Source organism: Nocardia sp. NPDC050717 (assembly GCF_040654275.1).
GTDB lineage: Bacteria > Actinomycetota > Actinomycetes > Mycobacteriales > Mycobacteriaceae > Nocardia.
The window spans coordinates 885,516-898,869 of the sequence record NZ_JBFAHR010000001.1; the positions used below are offsets into that span (position 1 = coordinate 885,516).

General features: G+C 66.7%; 13 protein-coding genes. 9 read left to right on the forward strand and 4 right to left on the reverse strand.

The features are described from left to right. Positions 1-66: 66 nt before the first annotated feature. The 8 genes from fdxA to pruA all read left to right on the forward strand — a co-directional run bounded on the left by fdxA (position 67) and on the right by pruA (position 8,155). The gene (gene fdxA / locus AB0H56_RS04190) at positions 67-390 is read left to right on the forward strand and encodes a ferredoxin (RefSeq protein ID WP_110036615.1); all 324 of its coding nucleotides are present in this window, start codon (positions 67-69) and stop codon (positions 388-390) included. Next, positions 387-1,478 (forward strand): succinyldiaminopimelate transaminase, encoded by a 1,092-nt coding sequence (gene dapC, locus AB0H56_RS04195; protein WP_233000558.1) that lies wholly within the window; start codon positions 387-389, stop codon positions 1,476-1,478. The genes fdxA and dapC overlap by 4 nt, the downstream gene beginning before the upstream one ends. A 124-nt stretch (positions 1,479-1,602) precedes the next feature. Then, positions 1,603-3,243, forward strand: a complete 1,641-nt coding sequence (locus tag AB0H56_RS04200) for a GMC oxidoreductase (RefSeq protein ID WP_357156859.1) — start codon at positions 1,603-1,605, stop codon at positions 3,241-3,243. A gap of 453 nt (positions 3,244-3,696) precedes the next feature. Next, positions 3,697-4,893 carry a hypothetical protein gene (locus tag AB0H56_RS04205; protein ID WP_357156862.1) on the forward strand — a complete coding sequence of 399 codons (1,197 nt, stop codon included), beginning with the start codon at positions 3,697-3,699 and terminating at the stop codon, positions 4,891-4,893. A 1-nt stretch (position 4,894) separates the two neighbouring features. Next, positions 4,895-5,425: a hypothetical protein gene (locus AB0H56_RS04210; RefSeq protein ID WP_357156865.1), complete on the forward strand. Its 531-nt coding sequence runs from the start codon at positions 4,895-4,897 to the stop codon at positions 5,423-5,425. Between the two features lie 364 nt (positions 5,426-5,789). Continuing rightward, positions 5,790-6,080 carry a YbaB/EbfC family nucleoid-associated protein gene (locus AB0H56_RS04215; RefSeq protein ID WP_357156868.1) on the forward strand — a complete coding sequence of 97 codons (291 nt, stop codon included), beginning with the start codon at positions 5,790-5,792 and terminating at the stop codon, positions 6,078-6,080. Continuing rightward, a complete protein-coding gene (locus tag AB0H56_RS04220; RefSeq protein ID WP_357156871.1) occupies positions 6,077-6,373 on the forward strand; it encodes a type VII secretion target in 297 nt (98 codons plus the stop codon). Before AB0H56_RS04215 ends, AB0H56_RS04220 begins: the two co-directional genes overlap by 4 nt. Before the next feature lie 150 nt (positions 6,374-6,523). Further along, a complete protein-coding gene (gene pruA, locus AB0H56_RS04225; RefSeq protein WP_357156874.1) occupies positions 6,524-8,155 on the forward strand; it encodes an L-glutamate gamma-semialdehyde dehydrogenase in 1,632 nt (543 codons plus the stop codon). On the opposite strand, the gene AB0H56_RS04230 is transcribed toward pruA, so the two are convergent. Next, positions 8,152-9,003 (reverse strand): oxygenase MpaB family protein, encoded by an 852-nt coding sequence (locus AB0H56_RS04230; protein ID WP_357156877.1) that lies wholly within the window; start codon positions 9,001-9,003, stop codon positions 8,152-8,154. The two genes, pruA and AB0H56_RS04230, sit on opposite strands and share 4 nt — an antisense overlap. Positions 9,004-9,120: 117 nt before the next feature. Between AB0H56_RS04230 and AB0H56_RS04235 the strand changes: the two genes are divergently transcribed. Further along, the gene (locus tag AB0H56_RS04235) at positions 9,121-10,542 is read left to right on the forward strand and encodes an acyl-CoA synthetase (RefSeq protein ID WP_357156880.1); all 1,422 of its coding nucleotides are present in this window, start codon (positions 9,121-9,123) and stop codon (positions 10,540-10,542) included. Here AB0H56_RS04235 and AB0H56_RS04240 read toward each other — a convergent pair whose 3' ends face one another. The 3 genes from AB0H56_RS04240 to AB0H56_RS04250 all read right to left on the reverse strand — a co-directional run bounded on the left by AB0H56_RS04240 (position 10,543) and on the right by AB0H56_RS04250 (position 13,244). Beyond that, positions 10,543-11,202, reverse strand: coding sequence for a molybdopterin-dependent oxidoreductase (locus tag AB0H56_RS04240; RefSeq protein WP_357156883.1), 660 nt, complete (start codon positions 11,200-11,202; stop codon positions 10,543-10,545). It lies immediately after the preceding gene. A gap of 93 nt (positions 11,203-11,295) precedes the next feature. Next, entirely contained in the window at positions 11,296-12,168 is an 873-nt protein-coding gene (locus AB0H56_RS04245) for an RNA polymerase sigma-70 factor (RefSeq protein ID WP_357157860.1), read from the reverse strand. Beyond that, complete coding sequence (locus AB0H56_RS04250; protein ID WP_357156885.1) at positions 12,165-13,244, reverse strand: FAD-dependent oxidoreductase; 1,080 nt, start codon at positions 13,242-13,244, stop codon at positions 12,165-12,167. Before AB0H56_RS04250 ends, AB0H56_RS04245 begins: the two co-directional genes overlap by 4 nt. Positions 13,245-13,354: the final 110 nt, after the last annotated feature.

The window sequence follows — 13,354 nt, forward strand, 5'->3', positions numbered from 1 at the left end:
GGTCTCGGGATAGGGTTTCGGGTGGCGGAGTACCACCGCAGGTGAGGACAGACTAGGAGAACGGCAGTGCCGTACATCATCGCTGAACCGTGCGTTGACGTGAAGGACAAGGCGTGCATCGAGGAATGCCCCGTGGATTGCATCTACGAGGGTGGCCGCATGCTGTACATCCAACCCGACGAGTGCGTTGACTGTGGTGCGTGTGAGCCGGTCTGCCCCGTGGAGGCGATCTTCTACGAGGACGACACCCCGGATCAGTGGAGCGGCTACATCAACGCCAACGTCGACTTCTTCGACGAGCTCGGTTCGCCCGGTGGCGCCACCAAGGTCGGTGTGGTCGACTACGACCCGCCGTTCATCAAGGCGCTGCCCCCCATGGCCGAAGAATGAGGGTCAGCTCACTGCTGCCCGATTTTCCCTGGGACACCATCGCCGCGGTCAAGCAGAAGGCGGCCGCGCACCCCGGTGGGCTGGTCGACCTGTCGGTCGGCACGCCCGTCGACCCGGTCGACCCGCTGATCCAGGTGGCGTTGAACTCGGTCGCCGAGGTGCCCGGTTACCCGACCACACACGGCACCCCTGAACTGCGCGCCGCGGCCGTGGCCGCGATGGCGCGCAGGTTCGGGATCACCGGTGTCGATCCGGCGGCGGTGCTGCCGGTGATCGGCACCAAGGAGCTCATCGCCGGGCTGCCGCGCCTGCTCGGGCTCGGTGCCGACGATCTGGTCGTGATCCCCGAGATCGCGTACCCGACCTACGAGGTCGGCGCCCTGCTGGCAGGCGCGAAGCCGTGGCGGGCCGACGGTCTCACCCAGATCGGGCCGCAGAATCCGGCCCTGATCTTCGTGAACTCGCCGTCGAACCCCACCGGCAAGGTGCTCGGGCTCGAGCATCTGCGCAAGGTTGTCGCGTTCGCGCGCGAGCGCGGGGCCATCGTCGCCTCCGACGAGTGCTACCTGGGCCTGACCTGGGAGGGCGAGGCGCTCTCGATCCTCGACCCGCGCGTGTGCGACGGCGACCACACCGGTCTGCTGGCGATCCACTCGCTGTCGAAGACCTCGAACCTGGCCAGCTACCGCGCCGGTTTCGTCGCCGGCGACCCGGAACTGGTCGCCGAACTGCTCGAGGTGCGCAAGCACTCGGGCATGATGCTGCCGTTCCCGATCCAGGCCGCGATGACCGCGGCCCTGAACGACGACGAGCACGAGGCCCGGCAGCGCGAACGGTACCGCGCGCGCCGCGACATCCTGCGAAAGGCGTTGCTGCAGGCCGGTTTCCGCATCGATCACTCCGACGCGGGACTGTACCTGTGGGCCACCCGCGGCGAGGCGTGCCGGCGCACCCTCGACTGGCTCGCCGACCGCGGAATCCTCGCCGCCCCCGGCGATTTCTACGGCCCCCGCTCGCCGGAGCACGTGCGCATCGCCCTCACCGCGACCGATGAGAGAGTGGCCGCCGCGGCCGAACGTCTCGTCTGAGCCACCACTTCCGCAAACCCCGGGCATCGCGATGCCCGGGGTTTCGTTTGTCCGAAACGTGTTTGTTTCACTGCAAGTCTCGGTATAACAGGTTCTCATTGCTGTCTCGATGAGGAGCCGCACGTTGCGTGAATTCTTGTATGAAAAGCCAGGTAGTAGCCGCTACACCGGGGGGCTGTCGCGCCGCGGGTTCCTAGCTGCAACAGGTTTCACGCTGGGTGCGGCAGCGCTGGGCAGTCGTGCGGTTGCCGCCGCGGCGCCCGCGGCCGACGGCGACACCGTGCCCGCCCTGGTGATCGGCAGCGGCTACGGCGGCTCGGTCGCCGCGCTGCGCCTGGCCCAGGCCGGCGTCGACGTCCTGGTCGCCGAGATGGGCATGTCCTGGACGAAGCCGGGGCCCGACGGCGACATCTTCTGTCCCGTACTGGAACCCGACGGCCGGTCCTACTGGCTGCGCGACACCACCGATCAGCCGGTGGGCTACTTCATGGGCGGCTCCTACAACAAGGACATCGACCGGTACACCGGCGTGCTCGACTCCGAGGGCTTCGGTGGCATCCGGGTCTACCAGGGGCGCGGCGTCGGCGGCGGATCGCTGGTCAACGGCGGGATGGCGGTGACGCCGAAGCGGGAGAACTTCGCCGCGATCCTGCCCTCGGTGAACGCCGACGAGATGTACGCCACCTACTACCCGCGCGCCAACAGCGCGCTCGGCGTGAACCACATCGACAAGAACTGGTTCGAATCGGCGGAGTGCTACCAATTCGCGCGCGTCGGCCGCAAGCATGCCGAAAGATCCGGCTTCGGATGGACTTTCGTGCCCAACGTCTACGACTTCGAGTACATGAAGAAGGAGCAGGCGAACGCGGTGCGCCGCTCGGCGCTGGCCGGTGAGGTGATCTACGGCAACAACGCGGGCAAGCGGTCCCTCGACAAGACCTACCTGGCCGCGGCCACCGGCACCGGCAGGGTGACCATCGCGGCCCAGCACATGGTCACCGCCGTCACGCCCAGCGGCAGCGGCTACGAGGTGGAGATGGCCCAGATCGACACCCAGGGCCGCACCACCGCCACCAAAAAGGTTGTCGCGGACCGGGTCTTCTTCGCCGCGGGCAGTGTCGGCACCAGCAAGCTGCTGGTGGCCATGAAGGCCAAGGGGAACCTGCGCGACCTGTCCGACGCGGTCGGCCAGAAGTGGGGCAACAACGGCAATGTGATGGTCGGGCGCGCCAATCACATGTGGGACGCCACCGGCAGCCTGCAGTCGTCGATGCCGTGCCTGGGCATCGACAACTGGGCCGACGCGGGCGGGCCCGCCTTCGCCGAGGTCGCGCCGTTCCCGGCCGGTCTGGAGACGTACGTGAGCCTGTACCTGGCGATCACCAAGAACCCGAACCGCGCGAAGTTCACGTTCAACTCCGGCACCGGCAAGGTGGATCTGAACTGGCAGACCTCCTGGAACCAGTCCTCGATCAACGCGGCCAAGCGCATCTTCGACAAGATCAACAGCAAGGAGGGCACGATCTACCGGACCGACCTGTTCGGCGTCTACAAGACCTGGGGTGACGACTTCACCTATCACCCGCTGGGCGGCTGCGTGCTCAACGAGGCCACCGACAACTACGGCCGTCTGCACGGGTACCGGGGCCTCTACGTCATCGACGGCGCCCTCATCCCGGGCAACACCAGCGTGAACCCGTTCGTCACCATCACCGCACTGGCCGAACGCAATATCGAACGCATCATCGCCGACGACCTGAGCTGACCTCGCGCTCCGGCTGCCGGATCGGCTAGGGTCCGGCAGTCGGAGCGGTACAGGATCGAAAGGCTCGTCACGGATGCACGGGGTGGAGTTCGGCGCGGGCACGGTGTTCGCCGGGTATCGGATCGACCGGCGGCTCGGCCGAGGGGGCATGGGCACCGTCTATCTGGCCGCGCACCCGCGGCTGCCGCGGCAGGTGGGCCTGCCGAATTCGCCACTACGGCCGAACGCCTGGCATAGTCGGGAAGGGTTCGAGCTACTGGTCTTGCTGCTAGTGCGGCCTGACGCCATGGCCGAGTTGACGGGGGTGGGAAACACGCTGGGGAAGAGGTCTTGTACGGCAGTGTGCCGCGAGTGGCACGAATCTGGAGCTGTGTCACTCCAATGGACGACCATCGCGAAAACTGAAGATAGAGGCATCGGGTTCGTTGTTGGGCAGATGGGGGTAACTTCACGATGACCGAAGAGCAGATCACGATCAGTCAGATAATGGGCTGGAATCTAGCACCGGCATCGGGTCTTCCTGGCGCTCTGACCGGCGCCGCGACACAGATAGAACAGAATATCGAGGCCGCCAACCGTTCGGTGCAGGAGTCTGGGCCCTACTTTGAGGGTGCGGCGGGCGACGCGCTGCGTACGACGTTCGGGGATGACCGAAAGGACTGTCTGATTACCGTGGATATCCTCAACGATCTTTCCGTTCAGGTTGCTGGCGTCACTAGTGTGTTCCTGGCTGCTCAGGACGAGCTTAAAGACATAATCGGAGACATAGAAGACTCAGACTATGATCTATTCCATACCGATGATGGAGACGTAGAGTCGCGTAAATCGAACTGGGAGTTGCTCTTCTTTCAGGGGCCGGGCGCTGTTGCAGCGAAAACGGTAGCTGCACAGTATTATCAGTCAAAACTTCGAATCGTGACGAGCCGGGTCATCGAAGCGGACCAAATGATGCAAGCCGAGATGAGTCGCCTGCTGGAGCGGCTTCCGGAATCGGTGCGGACTGCGTTGGTTTCGAAACCGACTGATCCGACTTTGGCTGGAATTATGTCCGAGTATCAGGTCGACGGCAGCGATGAAATGGTCGTGTTCCCAAGTGGTGCTCTCTTGGAGGCTTTGCGCACCGTCGATCCGAGTATTGAACCGAAGGCCATGTCGGCAGGAGAAGCCGCTGCTCTTGCTGCGCTATCATCGCAGCCGGGCGGTTTGATGAACTTGAAGACCTTCTACGATATACAGGCCGAGGCGACGGCTGCCGCTGAGACGGCGTATGAGAACGATCCTCGTGCCTTGAATGACGGGCATGGTGACGCGTACAGACATATGTACTGGAATGCGCGAATGACCCAGGAATTCGGCTCGGAATGGACTTCCTCATTTGCTTCCGCGCACGAGCAGGTAGGTGGAAATCCCGCTGCCCGCGAAGCGATGGATCTGTACAACAACAAACTCGGTCGAACGATCGGGACCGAAAATATGAATGCCTCACCGGCGGAGCTCGGCTCTGCAGTGCAGGCGGCAATCGATGACAACAAGGCGATTGTGTTGGTGGGGCCGGACGATAACGCACAGATCGGTTTCAGTAACAGTGTTCAAGTGGGCGGAACTGCATGGCAGCCGGGGGCTGAAGTGCCAGCGCCAAAGGGGAAGTGAAATGAGAAAATCCGCTATCTGTGCTGCGACGCTCCTGGTATCGGCAGCAATTGCGCTGAGTGTCACGTCATGTGACTCTGCCTCTGTTGAGGCGAGTTGTGCATCGGAGGCTTTCGATCTCAACGGTCGCGAGGAACCGCTGGGCTCGAGCGATCGCCTATCTGCTGAGTTTGCTGCTGCAGTGGAGCGCAAGACTGTGTCGGTCTCGATGCGTCAATTGACTGAAAATGCTGGATGGACTGGCGAGTGGGACCGGGCGATATACGTGGGGGCATCCACGACTGTTCAGAAGATCAACGAAAACGGGGGGATGAGTCTGGACGAAAAGTGCATCACGGGGATTCCGGACAAGGGAGGTTCGGATGGGTCTTACATGGGCTATATGGTCTTTATAAAGAACCGTGAGCCCGTGCAATCGGTGGGCTGGCAGGAATCGGGATCGGATGTTCGATTCAAATTCGGCACGCGATTCATCACTCCAGACGCAGAATTGACTTATGTCGAGTCTGCTGACGCCATGTTTACAAAGTAGGCTCGGATCGCGAAGGGATGACTATTTCTATGTCTTCGGATGATCGAAGTCGTGATCGATTGATCTCTGAGGTGCGTGGCAGTTGCTCCTCATTCGATGGCTCTGTTGCGATCGAAGTTGATATATCCGGCGCAATTTGCAGCCTCCGACTCGCAGACTTTGCAATGGATGACGGACCCGATCGTCTGGCAGCGACGATCGCCGACCGACACAGGGTCGCCATGGGCGACGCGACCGGACAAGTTGAAAGTTTGCTCCACTCGAATCGGCCTGTCCGATCTGTTGCATCGTCGACTGAGGGTGAACATGATGAGATGGAGGACTTCGTGTATGTGCCATCGCATCTTCGGCGAGGTTGACGTCAATGATTGAGGAACCTCGTAGGCTAGCGCGCCGAGTGCGTGCGCTCAATGAAGCAACTGATAACGCGCGCGGGAGCGCCTATTCTCAAGACGGGACTGTGTTTCTCGAGGTGAACACTCTGGGGGCCATAACTTCGATCTGGCTCGCTGATCATGCCAATGAGAGAGGCATGGATGTGCTCGCAGATTTGATTATCGCCACCCATCAGAAGGCTCGGAAGGCTGCGATAGCTGAAGGGCAACGAATATACGATCGATTTGTGGCCGAGGGTTCAGCTGGAGGACTCAAATGAACATCGTGCCGGCGAGGCTCCGTGAATTGGCAGGCGGCCTTCGCTGGCGCGCGGGTTTAATCGTGGTGAAGAAGCCAGTGGCAAAGACGGAACGCGAAGCTACTCGGCAGGGCGCGATCCACCCCAAGTCCTTCGCGCGAGCAGAGGAAGTGCTTCAGGCAATGGACAAGGTGGTTCAGTACCACGTAGATCGTTTGCAGGCCGTTGCAACAACACTCGACACTTCAGCGCGAGAATACGAGGAGAAGGATCAAGGATTCGCTGACGATCTGAAGAAGGCTATGCCGCGGTGATTGTCAAGGTTCGAACACGGTAGGTACACATGGACCCTCGCGAGCCTGGAAGGTTTGCGTCTCCTCTGATGTTCGGCGATGGAACCCAGCCGGCACACGCGGGGGTGGTCGGTCCGGGCGATCATGGCGGATCGGCGATAGCCTCGGGGTATGGACGCTGTCTCCGAGGTTCCGGTGCCGGTGAACGAGCCCGCGCAGTCGTATGCGCCGGGCACGGCGGGGCGGGAGCGGTTGCGGAAGAAGCTGGCGGAGGTCGCGGGGGAGTGTGTGGACGTGCCGCTGGTGATCGGGGGTGAGCAGCGGAGTGGGGCGGGGGAGCGGCATGCGATCGTCGCGCCGCATCAGCGGTCGCTGGTGCTGGGGACCTGCACCGACGCCACACACGAGGAGGCGAGCGACGCGATCGAGGCGGCCTGCGCGGCCGCCCCGATGTGGCGGGAGCTGTCGTTCGACGCGCGGGCCGCGGTGCTGCTGCGCGCCGCCGATCTGATGGCGGGGCCGTGGCGGGAGACGATCGCGGCGGCGACGATGCTCGGGCAGTCGAAGTCGGCGGTGCAGGCCGAGATCGACGCACCGTGCGAGCTGATCGACTTCTGGCGGTTCAACGTGGCCTACGCGCGCCAGATCCTCGAGGGGCAACCGCAGTCGAGCCGCGGGGTCTGGAACCGGATGGACTACCGCCCGCTGGAGGGCTTCGTCTACGCGATCACCCCGTTCAACTTCAGCGCCATCGCGGGCAACCTGCCCACCGCGCCCGCCCTGATGGGCAACACGGTGATCTGGAAGCCTTCGCCCACACAGACTCTGGCGGCCTGGGTGACGATGCGGATCCTGCTCGAGGCGGGCCTGCCGCCCGGGGTGATCAACCTCGTCACCGGGGACGGCAGGAACCTGTCGGAGGTCGCGCTGGCCGACCCACGCCTGGCCGGCATCCATTTCACCGGGTCGACGCGAACCTTCCAGCACCTGTGGCGACAGGTGGGCGCGAATATCGGTGAGTACCACGGCTATCCGCGTCTGGTCGGCGAGACCGGCGGCAAGGACTTCATCCTGGCCCACCCCTCCGCCGACCCGGATGCGTTGTCCACGGCCATGATTCGCGGCGCTTTCGAATACCAGGGCCAGAAGTGTTCGGCCGCCTCCCGCGCCTACGTGCCGCGGTCGCTGTGGCGGACGATGGGCGAGCGGTTCCTGGCCACCGTCGATCGACTCGCCTATGGCGACGTCGCCGATCTCGCGAATTTCGGTGGCGCCCTGATCGATCAGCGCGCCTACGACAAAGGCGTGGCCGCTATCGAACGCGCCAGGGATGCCGGTATCACGATCGCGGCGGGCGGTACCTACGACGACAGCGTGGGCTGGTTCGTCCGCCCGACCGTGCTGCTGCCCGACGACCCGCGCGACGAGGCGTTCCGCACCGAGTACTTCGCCCCCATCCTGACCGTCTACGTCTACGACGACAACGCGCCCGACGCCTTCGACGTGCTGCTCGGCGAGGTCGACACGGCGTCCCCGTACGCCCTCACCGGCGCGGTCTTCGCCAGGGACCGCGCCGTGATCGAGAAGTCCGCCGCCGCACTGCGTTTCGCGGCGGGCAACTTCTACGTCAACGACAAGCCGACGGGTGCGGTCGTCGGCCAGCAGCCCTTCGGCGGGGCGAGGGCGTCGGGCACCGACGACAAGGCGGGCTCGCCGACCAACCTGCTGCGCTGGGTCGCGCCGCGCGTGCTCAAGGAGACCTTCGTCCCGCCGACCGACTACCGCTACCCGCACATGGACTAGATCAGCGGCGTGCCCCTGCGCTGCCTGCGGCGCATGTCGGCCAGGGTGGCGTTGAACGGGAAGTTGCGGATCACCCGCGGCATCCGCTCCGACACCCGGCCGGTGGCGCGCATCAGGCGGTTGAGCCTGCGCTCGTCGCGTTCGGTCCAGGTCATGCCCATCTCGTCGCGCAGGTGCTGCGGGAGCAGGCCGGTGGTGAACCAGCGGTGGAACCGGGCGAAGGGCACGCGCAGCGGCGGGCTGATCATCTTCAGGTCGAGCAGATCGTCGAAGTAGGCCTTGATGGTGGCGTCGATGCTGGTCTTGGGCAGGTTCTCGGCCCAGTAGGCGGCGAAGGCGGCGCGGTCGGCGGGCCACATCTCGCGCGGGACCTGCAGGGTGGTGCCGAGGTGGTGGGCGAAGGAGTAGAAGGTGTCGGCGATCTCGTCGTCGACGGGACCGTAGAGCCGGTTCATCACGTCGATCGAGCCCCAGTAGAGACAGGCTGCCACCCACATCTGCAGGTTCCGGTCGAAGGCGTTGTACTTCACCGGGCTGTCGGCCGTGGAGTGGACGTATTTGTGGGCGCCGTTGACGGCGGTGCGGAAGGCGGCGCGATCGGCGTCGTCGCCCATCAGCGCCACCGACAGATAGGTGAGGGTCGTGCGCGTTCGCTTCACCGGATGACGCATGATGCTGCCGCTGTGCACACGCGATTCCGCGACGCCGTAACCGACCGGGGCCAGGCTCAGCTGCATGATCACGTTGGCGGTCGCGCCGTAGAAGGCGGCGGCCCCGTCGATGTAGTCCCGGATGTCGAAGTCCGCCGGATCGTTCTGACGCGAACGTGAGCGAGCGAGGATGGTCATCGTTGACCCCATTTTCATCGGTGAGAGAACTATACGAAGAATGTCTCATCACGTCGACGGGGGTGTCAACGGACGGCGGCGCGGCGCGGGAGAACCTCGTCGCGTTAGCGTGGACGGATGTCCTACGGTCCGCCGCTGCTGCTCGCCTCGCTGAATCCGATCGCCGTCGCCGCCGGGGCCGACATCCCCGACGCCGTCACCATCGATGATGCCACGCTCTCGCGCTCCGATCTGCTGGGTGCGGCGACCTCGGTGGCCGAGCGGATCGCCCGCGCCGACCGCGTGGCGGTGCTGGCCGAGCCGACCGTGCGCACGGTGCTCGCGGTGGTCGGCTGCCTGATCGCCGGGGTCACGGTCGTGCCGGTGCCGCCGGATTCCGGCGCCGCCGAGCTCGCGCACATCCTGCGCGATTCCGGCGCCCAGGCCTGGCTCGGCGCGGCGCCGGAGGAGACGACGCTGCCCGTGGTTCCGGTGCGGCTGCACGCGCGGTCCTGGCACAGCTACCCCGAACCCGATCCGGCCTCGACCGCCTTCATCCTCTACACCTCGGGCACCACCGGCGCGCCCAAGGGCGTGATGCTCAGCCGCGCCGCGATCGCTGCCGGTCTCGACGCGCTCGCCGAGGCGTGGGACTGGACCTGGAAAGACACACTGGTGCACGGACTTCCGCTGTTCCACGTGCACGGCCTGATCCTCGGGCTGCTCGGCCCGCTGCGGGTGGGCAGCCCGGTGATCCACACCGGCAAGCCGACGCCGGAGGCGTACGCGGCGGCCGGGGGCAGCCTGTACTTCGGGGTGCCGACGGTGTGGTCGCGGATGGTCGAGAAGCCGGAGCTGGCACGGGAATTGGGCAAGGCGCGCCTGCTGGTGTCGGGCAGCGCGCCGCTGCCGGTCCCGGTGTTCGAGCAGCTGGCCGAGCTCACCGGGCAGCCGCCGGTGGAGCGCTACGGGATGAGCGAAACGATGATCACCCTCTCGACCAGGGCCGACGGCGAACGTAGGCCGGGTTGGGTCGGCACGCCGGTGCGCGGGGTGGAGACGCGGCTGCGGGACGAGTCCGGTGCGCCCGTCCCGCACGACGGCGAGAGCATCGGCGGACTGCAGGTGCGCGGCCCGATGCTGTTCAGCGGCTACCTGAATCGGCCCGACGCCACCGCCGCCGACTGGACCGAGGACGGCTGGTTCCGCACCGGTGACGTGGCCGTCATCGACCCCGACGGCTTCCACCGCATCGTCGGCCGCGAATCCATCGACCTGATCAAATCCGGCGGCTACCGCGTCGGCGCGGGCGAGATCGAGACCGCGCTGCTCGGGCATCCGGCCGTGGCCGAGGTGGCCGTGGTCGGCCTGCCTGACGACGACCTCGGCCAGCGCATCGTGGCCTTCGTCGTCGCCAGGGACGGCGCGGTCGACGCCGCCGAGTTGATCGCCCATGTCGGCGCCCAGGTGTCGGCGCACAAGCGCCCGCGCGAGGTCCGCTTCGTCGACACCCTGCCGCGCAACGCGATGGGCAAGGTGCAGAAGAAGCTGCTCGGCTGATCAGGACGCGGTGCTGCCCTTGGCGCTCGCCCGCCGGATCGGCTCGATCAGGCGGTGGTAGATCGGCCGCACCAGGCGACCGGGCAGGTAGCGGTGTCGCTCCTCCTCCCATACCCGGGCTCGGCGATGCCCGGCCAGCGGGGAGAACCGATCGGGGTCGTGCGGTTGGCTGGTGTGGAATGCGATGCGGCACAGGTGTTTCGTATTGATGAACCCGTACTGGCTCGGGCTCACCAGCCGGATCGGCGCGCCGTGGTCGCTGTCGAGCGGTTGCCCGTCGAGCCGGTCGGCGATGAGCACGTCCTCGCCGAGGGCGTCCTCGAGCAGGACGACCGACTGGAATCCGTCGAGTCCCTCGAACACCACGTGGCTGATCGCGCCGGTGCGCATCGGCTCGATCCGCGCGCGGTAGAGCTCCGCGAACGGCACCCCGGCCCAGCGCAGGCCGGTGGCCGACCAGCCCGCTACGCAGTGGAAGTCGGCGACGAGCTCACGCCGCGGCAGCGTCGCGAGCTCGTCGAGGGTGAAGGTGAGCGGCTCGGCCACCGCGCCGCCGAGTTCCAGCGTCGGCTCGGCCGGGACCGGCGGCGGTGGATGATGCAGGTGTGTGCCGAAGCGGGGAAATCCGTCGATGGCTCGCTGACCGGGGGGAAGTGCCATGCCGATCCTCCAATTATACGGCTCCGTATAACTATGAGCGTAGCCCCCGGGCGGAGCCGAGTCGAGGGTTCGGCCGACGAGGTGAGCGCGATCTCAGGTCGGGATCCGGACCGCCCCGAGCTTGTCCGGATTGCGGACGCAGTAGACCGCGGTGACCAGCTCGCCCGTGACCTCGATCGAGGTCACCTGGTCGAGGACGCCGTCGACGGTCGCGGCGACCGTGGGCATGGCGTTGTAGACACCGAAGTGCACCCCGAGCTCGCCGAGGCGCGCGCCCTTGCGGAACAGGCCGATGAGCAGCCGGGCGACCTTGTCCGGACCAACGACCGGCCTGCGGACCGCGCTGACCACACCGCCGCCGTCGGCGAGGTAGACCACGTCGGGCGCCAGCACGTCCATCAGCGCCTGCACGTCGCCGGTCGCCGCCGCGACCGAGAACCGCTCGACCACCGAGCGTGCCTGCTCCGGCGTGGCGACGGCGGCGTGCCGCTTCTCGTGCACCCGCGCCCTGGCGCGCTGATTGAGTTGCCGCACCGCGGTTTCGGACTTGCCGACCGCCTCGGCGATCTCGGCGTAGCTGAACGCGAAGACCTCGCGGAGCACGAACACCGCGCGCTGGACCGGCGTCAGGGTCTCGAGGACCAGCAGCATCGCGGTGGTCACCGCCTCGCCGGTGAGCACGTGCTCGACCCCGCCGTCCGACGGCGCCGCGAGCGGTTCGGGCAGCCACGGCCCGATGTACTCCTCGCGGCGCCGCGCGGCCGTGCGCAGCACGCCGATCGCCTGCCTGGTGACGATCTGGGCGAGGTAGGCGCGCGGATGCTCGACCCGCGCGTGGTCGACGGCGGACCAGTGCAGGTAGCTGTCGTGCAGCACGTCCTCGGCGTCGACGACCGAGCCGAGGATCTCGTAGGCGATCGAGAACAGCAGGCCGCGATTGTCGGCGAACTCGTCGGCCGCTGTCATGCCCGCGGGCCCGGCAGCCAGACGCTGACGCCCGAGCGCGCGCTCCACGCCGCGTACCGGACGACGCGTTCCTTGGTGAACGCCGCCACCCGGCCCGCGTAGGAGATCGGCAGCGGCGAGTCGTCCCGGCGGGAGGTCTGCACCAGCGCGTTCCGCCTGCCCAGGCTCAGTGCCTGACCGCTGTATCCCATGGAGTAGGGCCGTGGTTCGCGTCCCGCGATCATCCTGACGAGGGTGTCCGCGGCGTGCGCGCCCTGCGGTGCGGCGGTCGCGCAGGCCATCCGGGCGCCGGGGACCGCCGCGCAGTCGCCGATGGCGAACACGCGCGGATCGCTCACGCTGCGCAGAGAGGGGTCGACGACCGCCCTGCCGTCGGCGTCGACGGCGAGACCGCTGCGCGCGGCGAGCGGGGGCACGGCACCGATGACAGCCCACAGCGTCAGCGCGGTGTCGAGAACGGCACCCGAGCGCAGCAGCACCCGTCCGTCCTCGACCGCGTCGACCGCGTCGGTGACGACCTGCACCCCGAGCCGGTCGAGCACCGTGCGCACCCGCCGGCGTCCACCGGCGGACAGGCTGGCCCCGATCTCGTTGCCCACCAAGCGGACTCGCAGCTCCGGCCGGGCCTCGGCGACCTCCGCGGCGGTCTCGATGCCGGTGAGTCCGCCGCCGATCACCGTCACCGCGGCGCCGCCGGACAGGCCGCCCAGCGCCGCGCGGGCCTGTTCGGCGCCCTCCCAGGTGCCCACCCCGATCGTGCCGGCCAGCGGGTCGACCGTGCTGCCCACCGCGAGGAAGAGGTGATCGAAGTCGAGGCTGTCGCCGTCGTCGAGGGTGACGACGCCGTCACCGATCTTGTCCACTCCGGCCACCCTGGCCGTGATGCCCGCGCCGAGCACCCGGCTCAGCGGAGTGGCCGCGGCACCGGTCCCGGCGAGCTGCTCGTGCAGGCGCACCCGCTCCACGAAATCCGGTCGCGGATTCACCACGGTGATCCGCGCGTCGGTCACCTTCTTCGCCAGCCGGTTGGCCGCCACCGCACCCGCATAACCCGCTCCGACCACCACGATGTTCATCTCAGCCTCCTGCTGTGGATTCCGCGTCTCGATCATGGGATGCGCCGGCGCGACGATTCGTGATGGTGAGCTGAATCACAGCGGCCCCGCACTCGACGAGTGCGGGGCCG

Bases quoted from the DNA above. Each gene is read 5' to 3' on its own strand.
- dapC (WP_233000558.1), top strand. From the start codon at position 387: ATGAGGGTCAGCTCACTGCTGCCCGATTTTCCCTGGGACACCATCGCC.
- AB0H56_RS04205 (WP_357156862.1), top strand. From the start codon at position 3,697: ATGACCGAAGAGCAGATCACGATCAGTCAGATAATGGGCTGGAATCTA.
- AB0H56_RS04210 (WP_357156865.1), top strand. From the start codon at position 4,895: ATGAGAAAATCCGCTATCTGTGCTGCGACGCTCCTGGTATCGGCAGCA.
- AB0H56_RS04215 (WP_357156868.1), top strand. From the start codon at position 5,790: ATGATTGAGGAACCTCGTAGGCTAGCGCGCCGAGTGCGTGCGCTCAAT.
- AB0H56_RS04220 (WP_357156871.1), top strand. From the start codon at position 6,077: ATGAACATCGTGCCGGCGAGGCTCCGTGAATTGGCAGGCGGCCTTCGC.
- pruA (WP_357156874.1), top strand. From the start codon at position 6,524: ATGGACGCTGTCTCCGAGGTTCCGGTGCCGGTGAACGAGCCCGCGCAG.
- AB0H56_RS04230 (WP_357156877.1), bottom strand. From the start codon at position 9,003: ATGACCATCCTCGCTCGCTCACGTTCGCGTCAGAACGATCCGGCGGAC.
- AB0H56_RS04235 (WP_357156880.1), top strand. From the start codon at position 9,121: ATGTCCTACGGTCCGCCGCTGCTGCTCGCCTCGCTGAATCCGATCGCC.
- AB0H56_RS04240 (WP_357156883.1), bottom strand. From the start codon at position 11,202: ATGGCACTTCCCCCCGGTCAGCGAGCCATCGACGGATTTCCCCGCTTC.
- AB0H56_RS04245 (WP_357157860.1), bottom strand. From the start codon at position 12,168: ATGACAGCGGCCGACGAGTTCGCCGACAATCGCGGCCTGCTGTTCTCG.
- AB0H56_RS04250 (WP_357156885.1), bottom strand. From the start codon at position 13,244: ATGAACATCGTGGTGGTCGGAGCGGGTTATGCGGGTGCGGTGGCGGCC.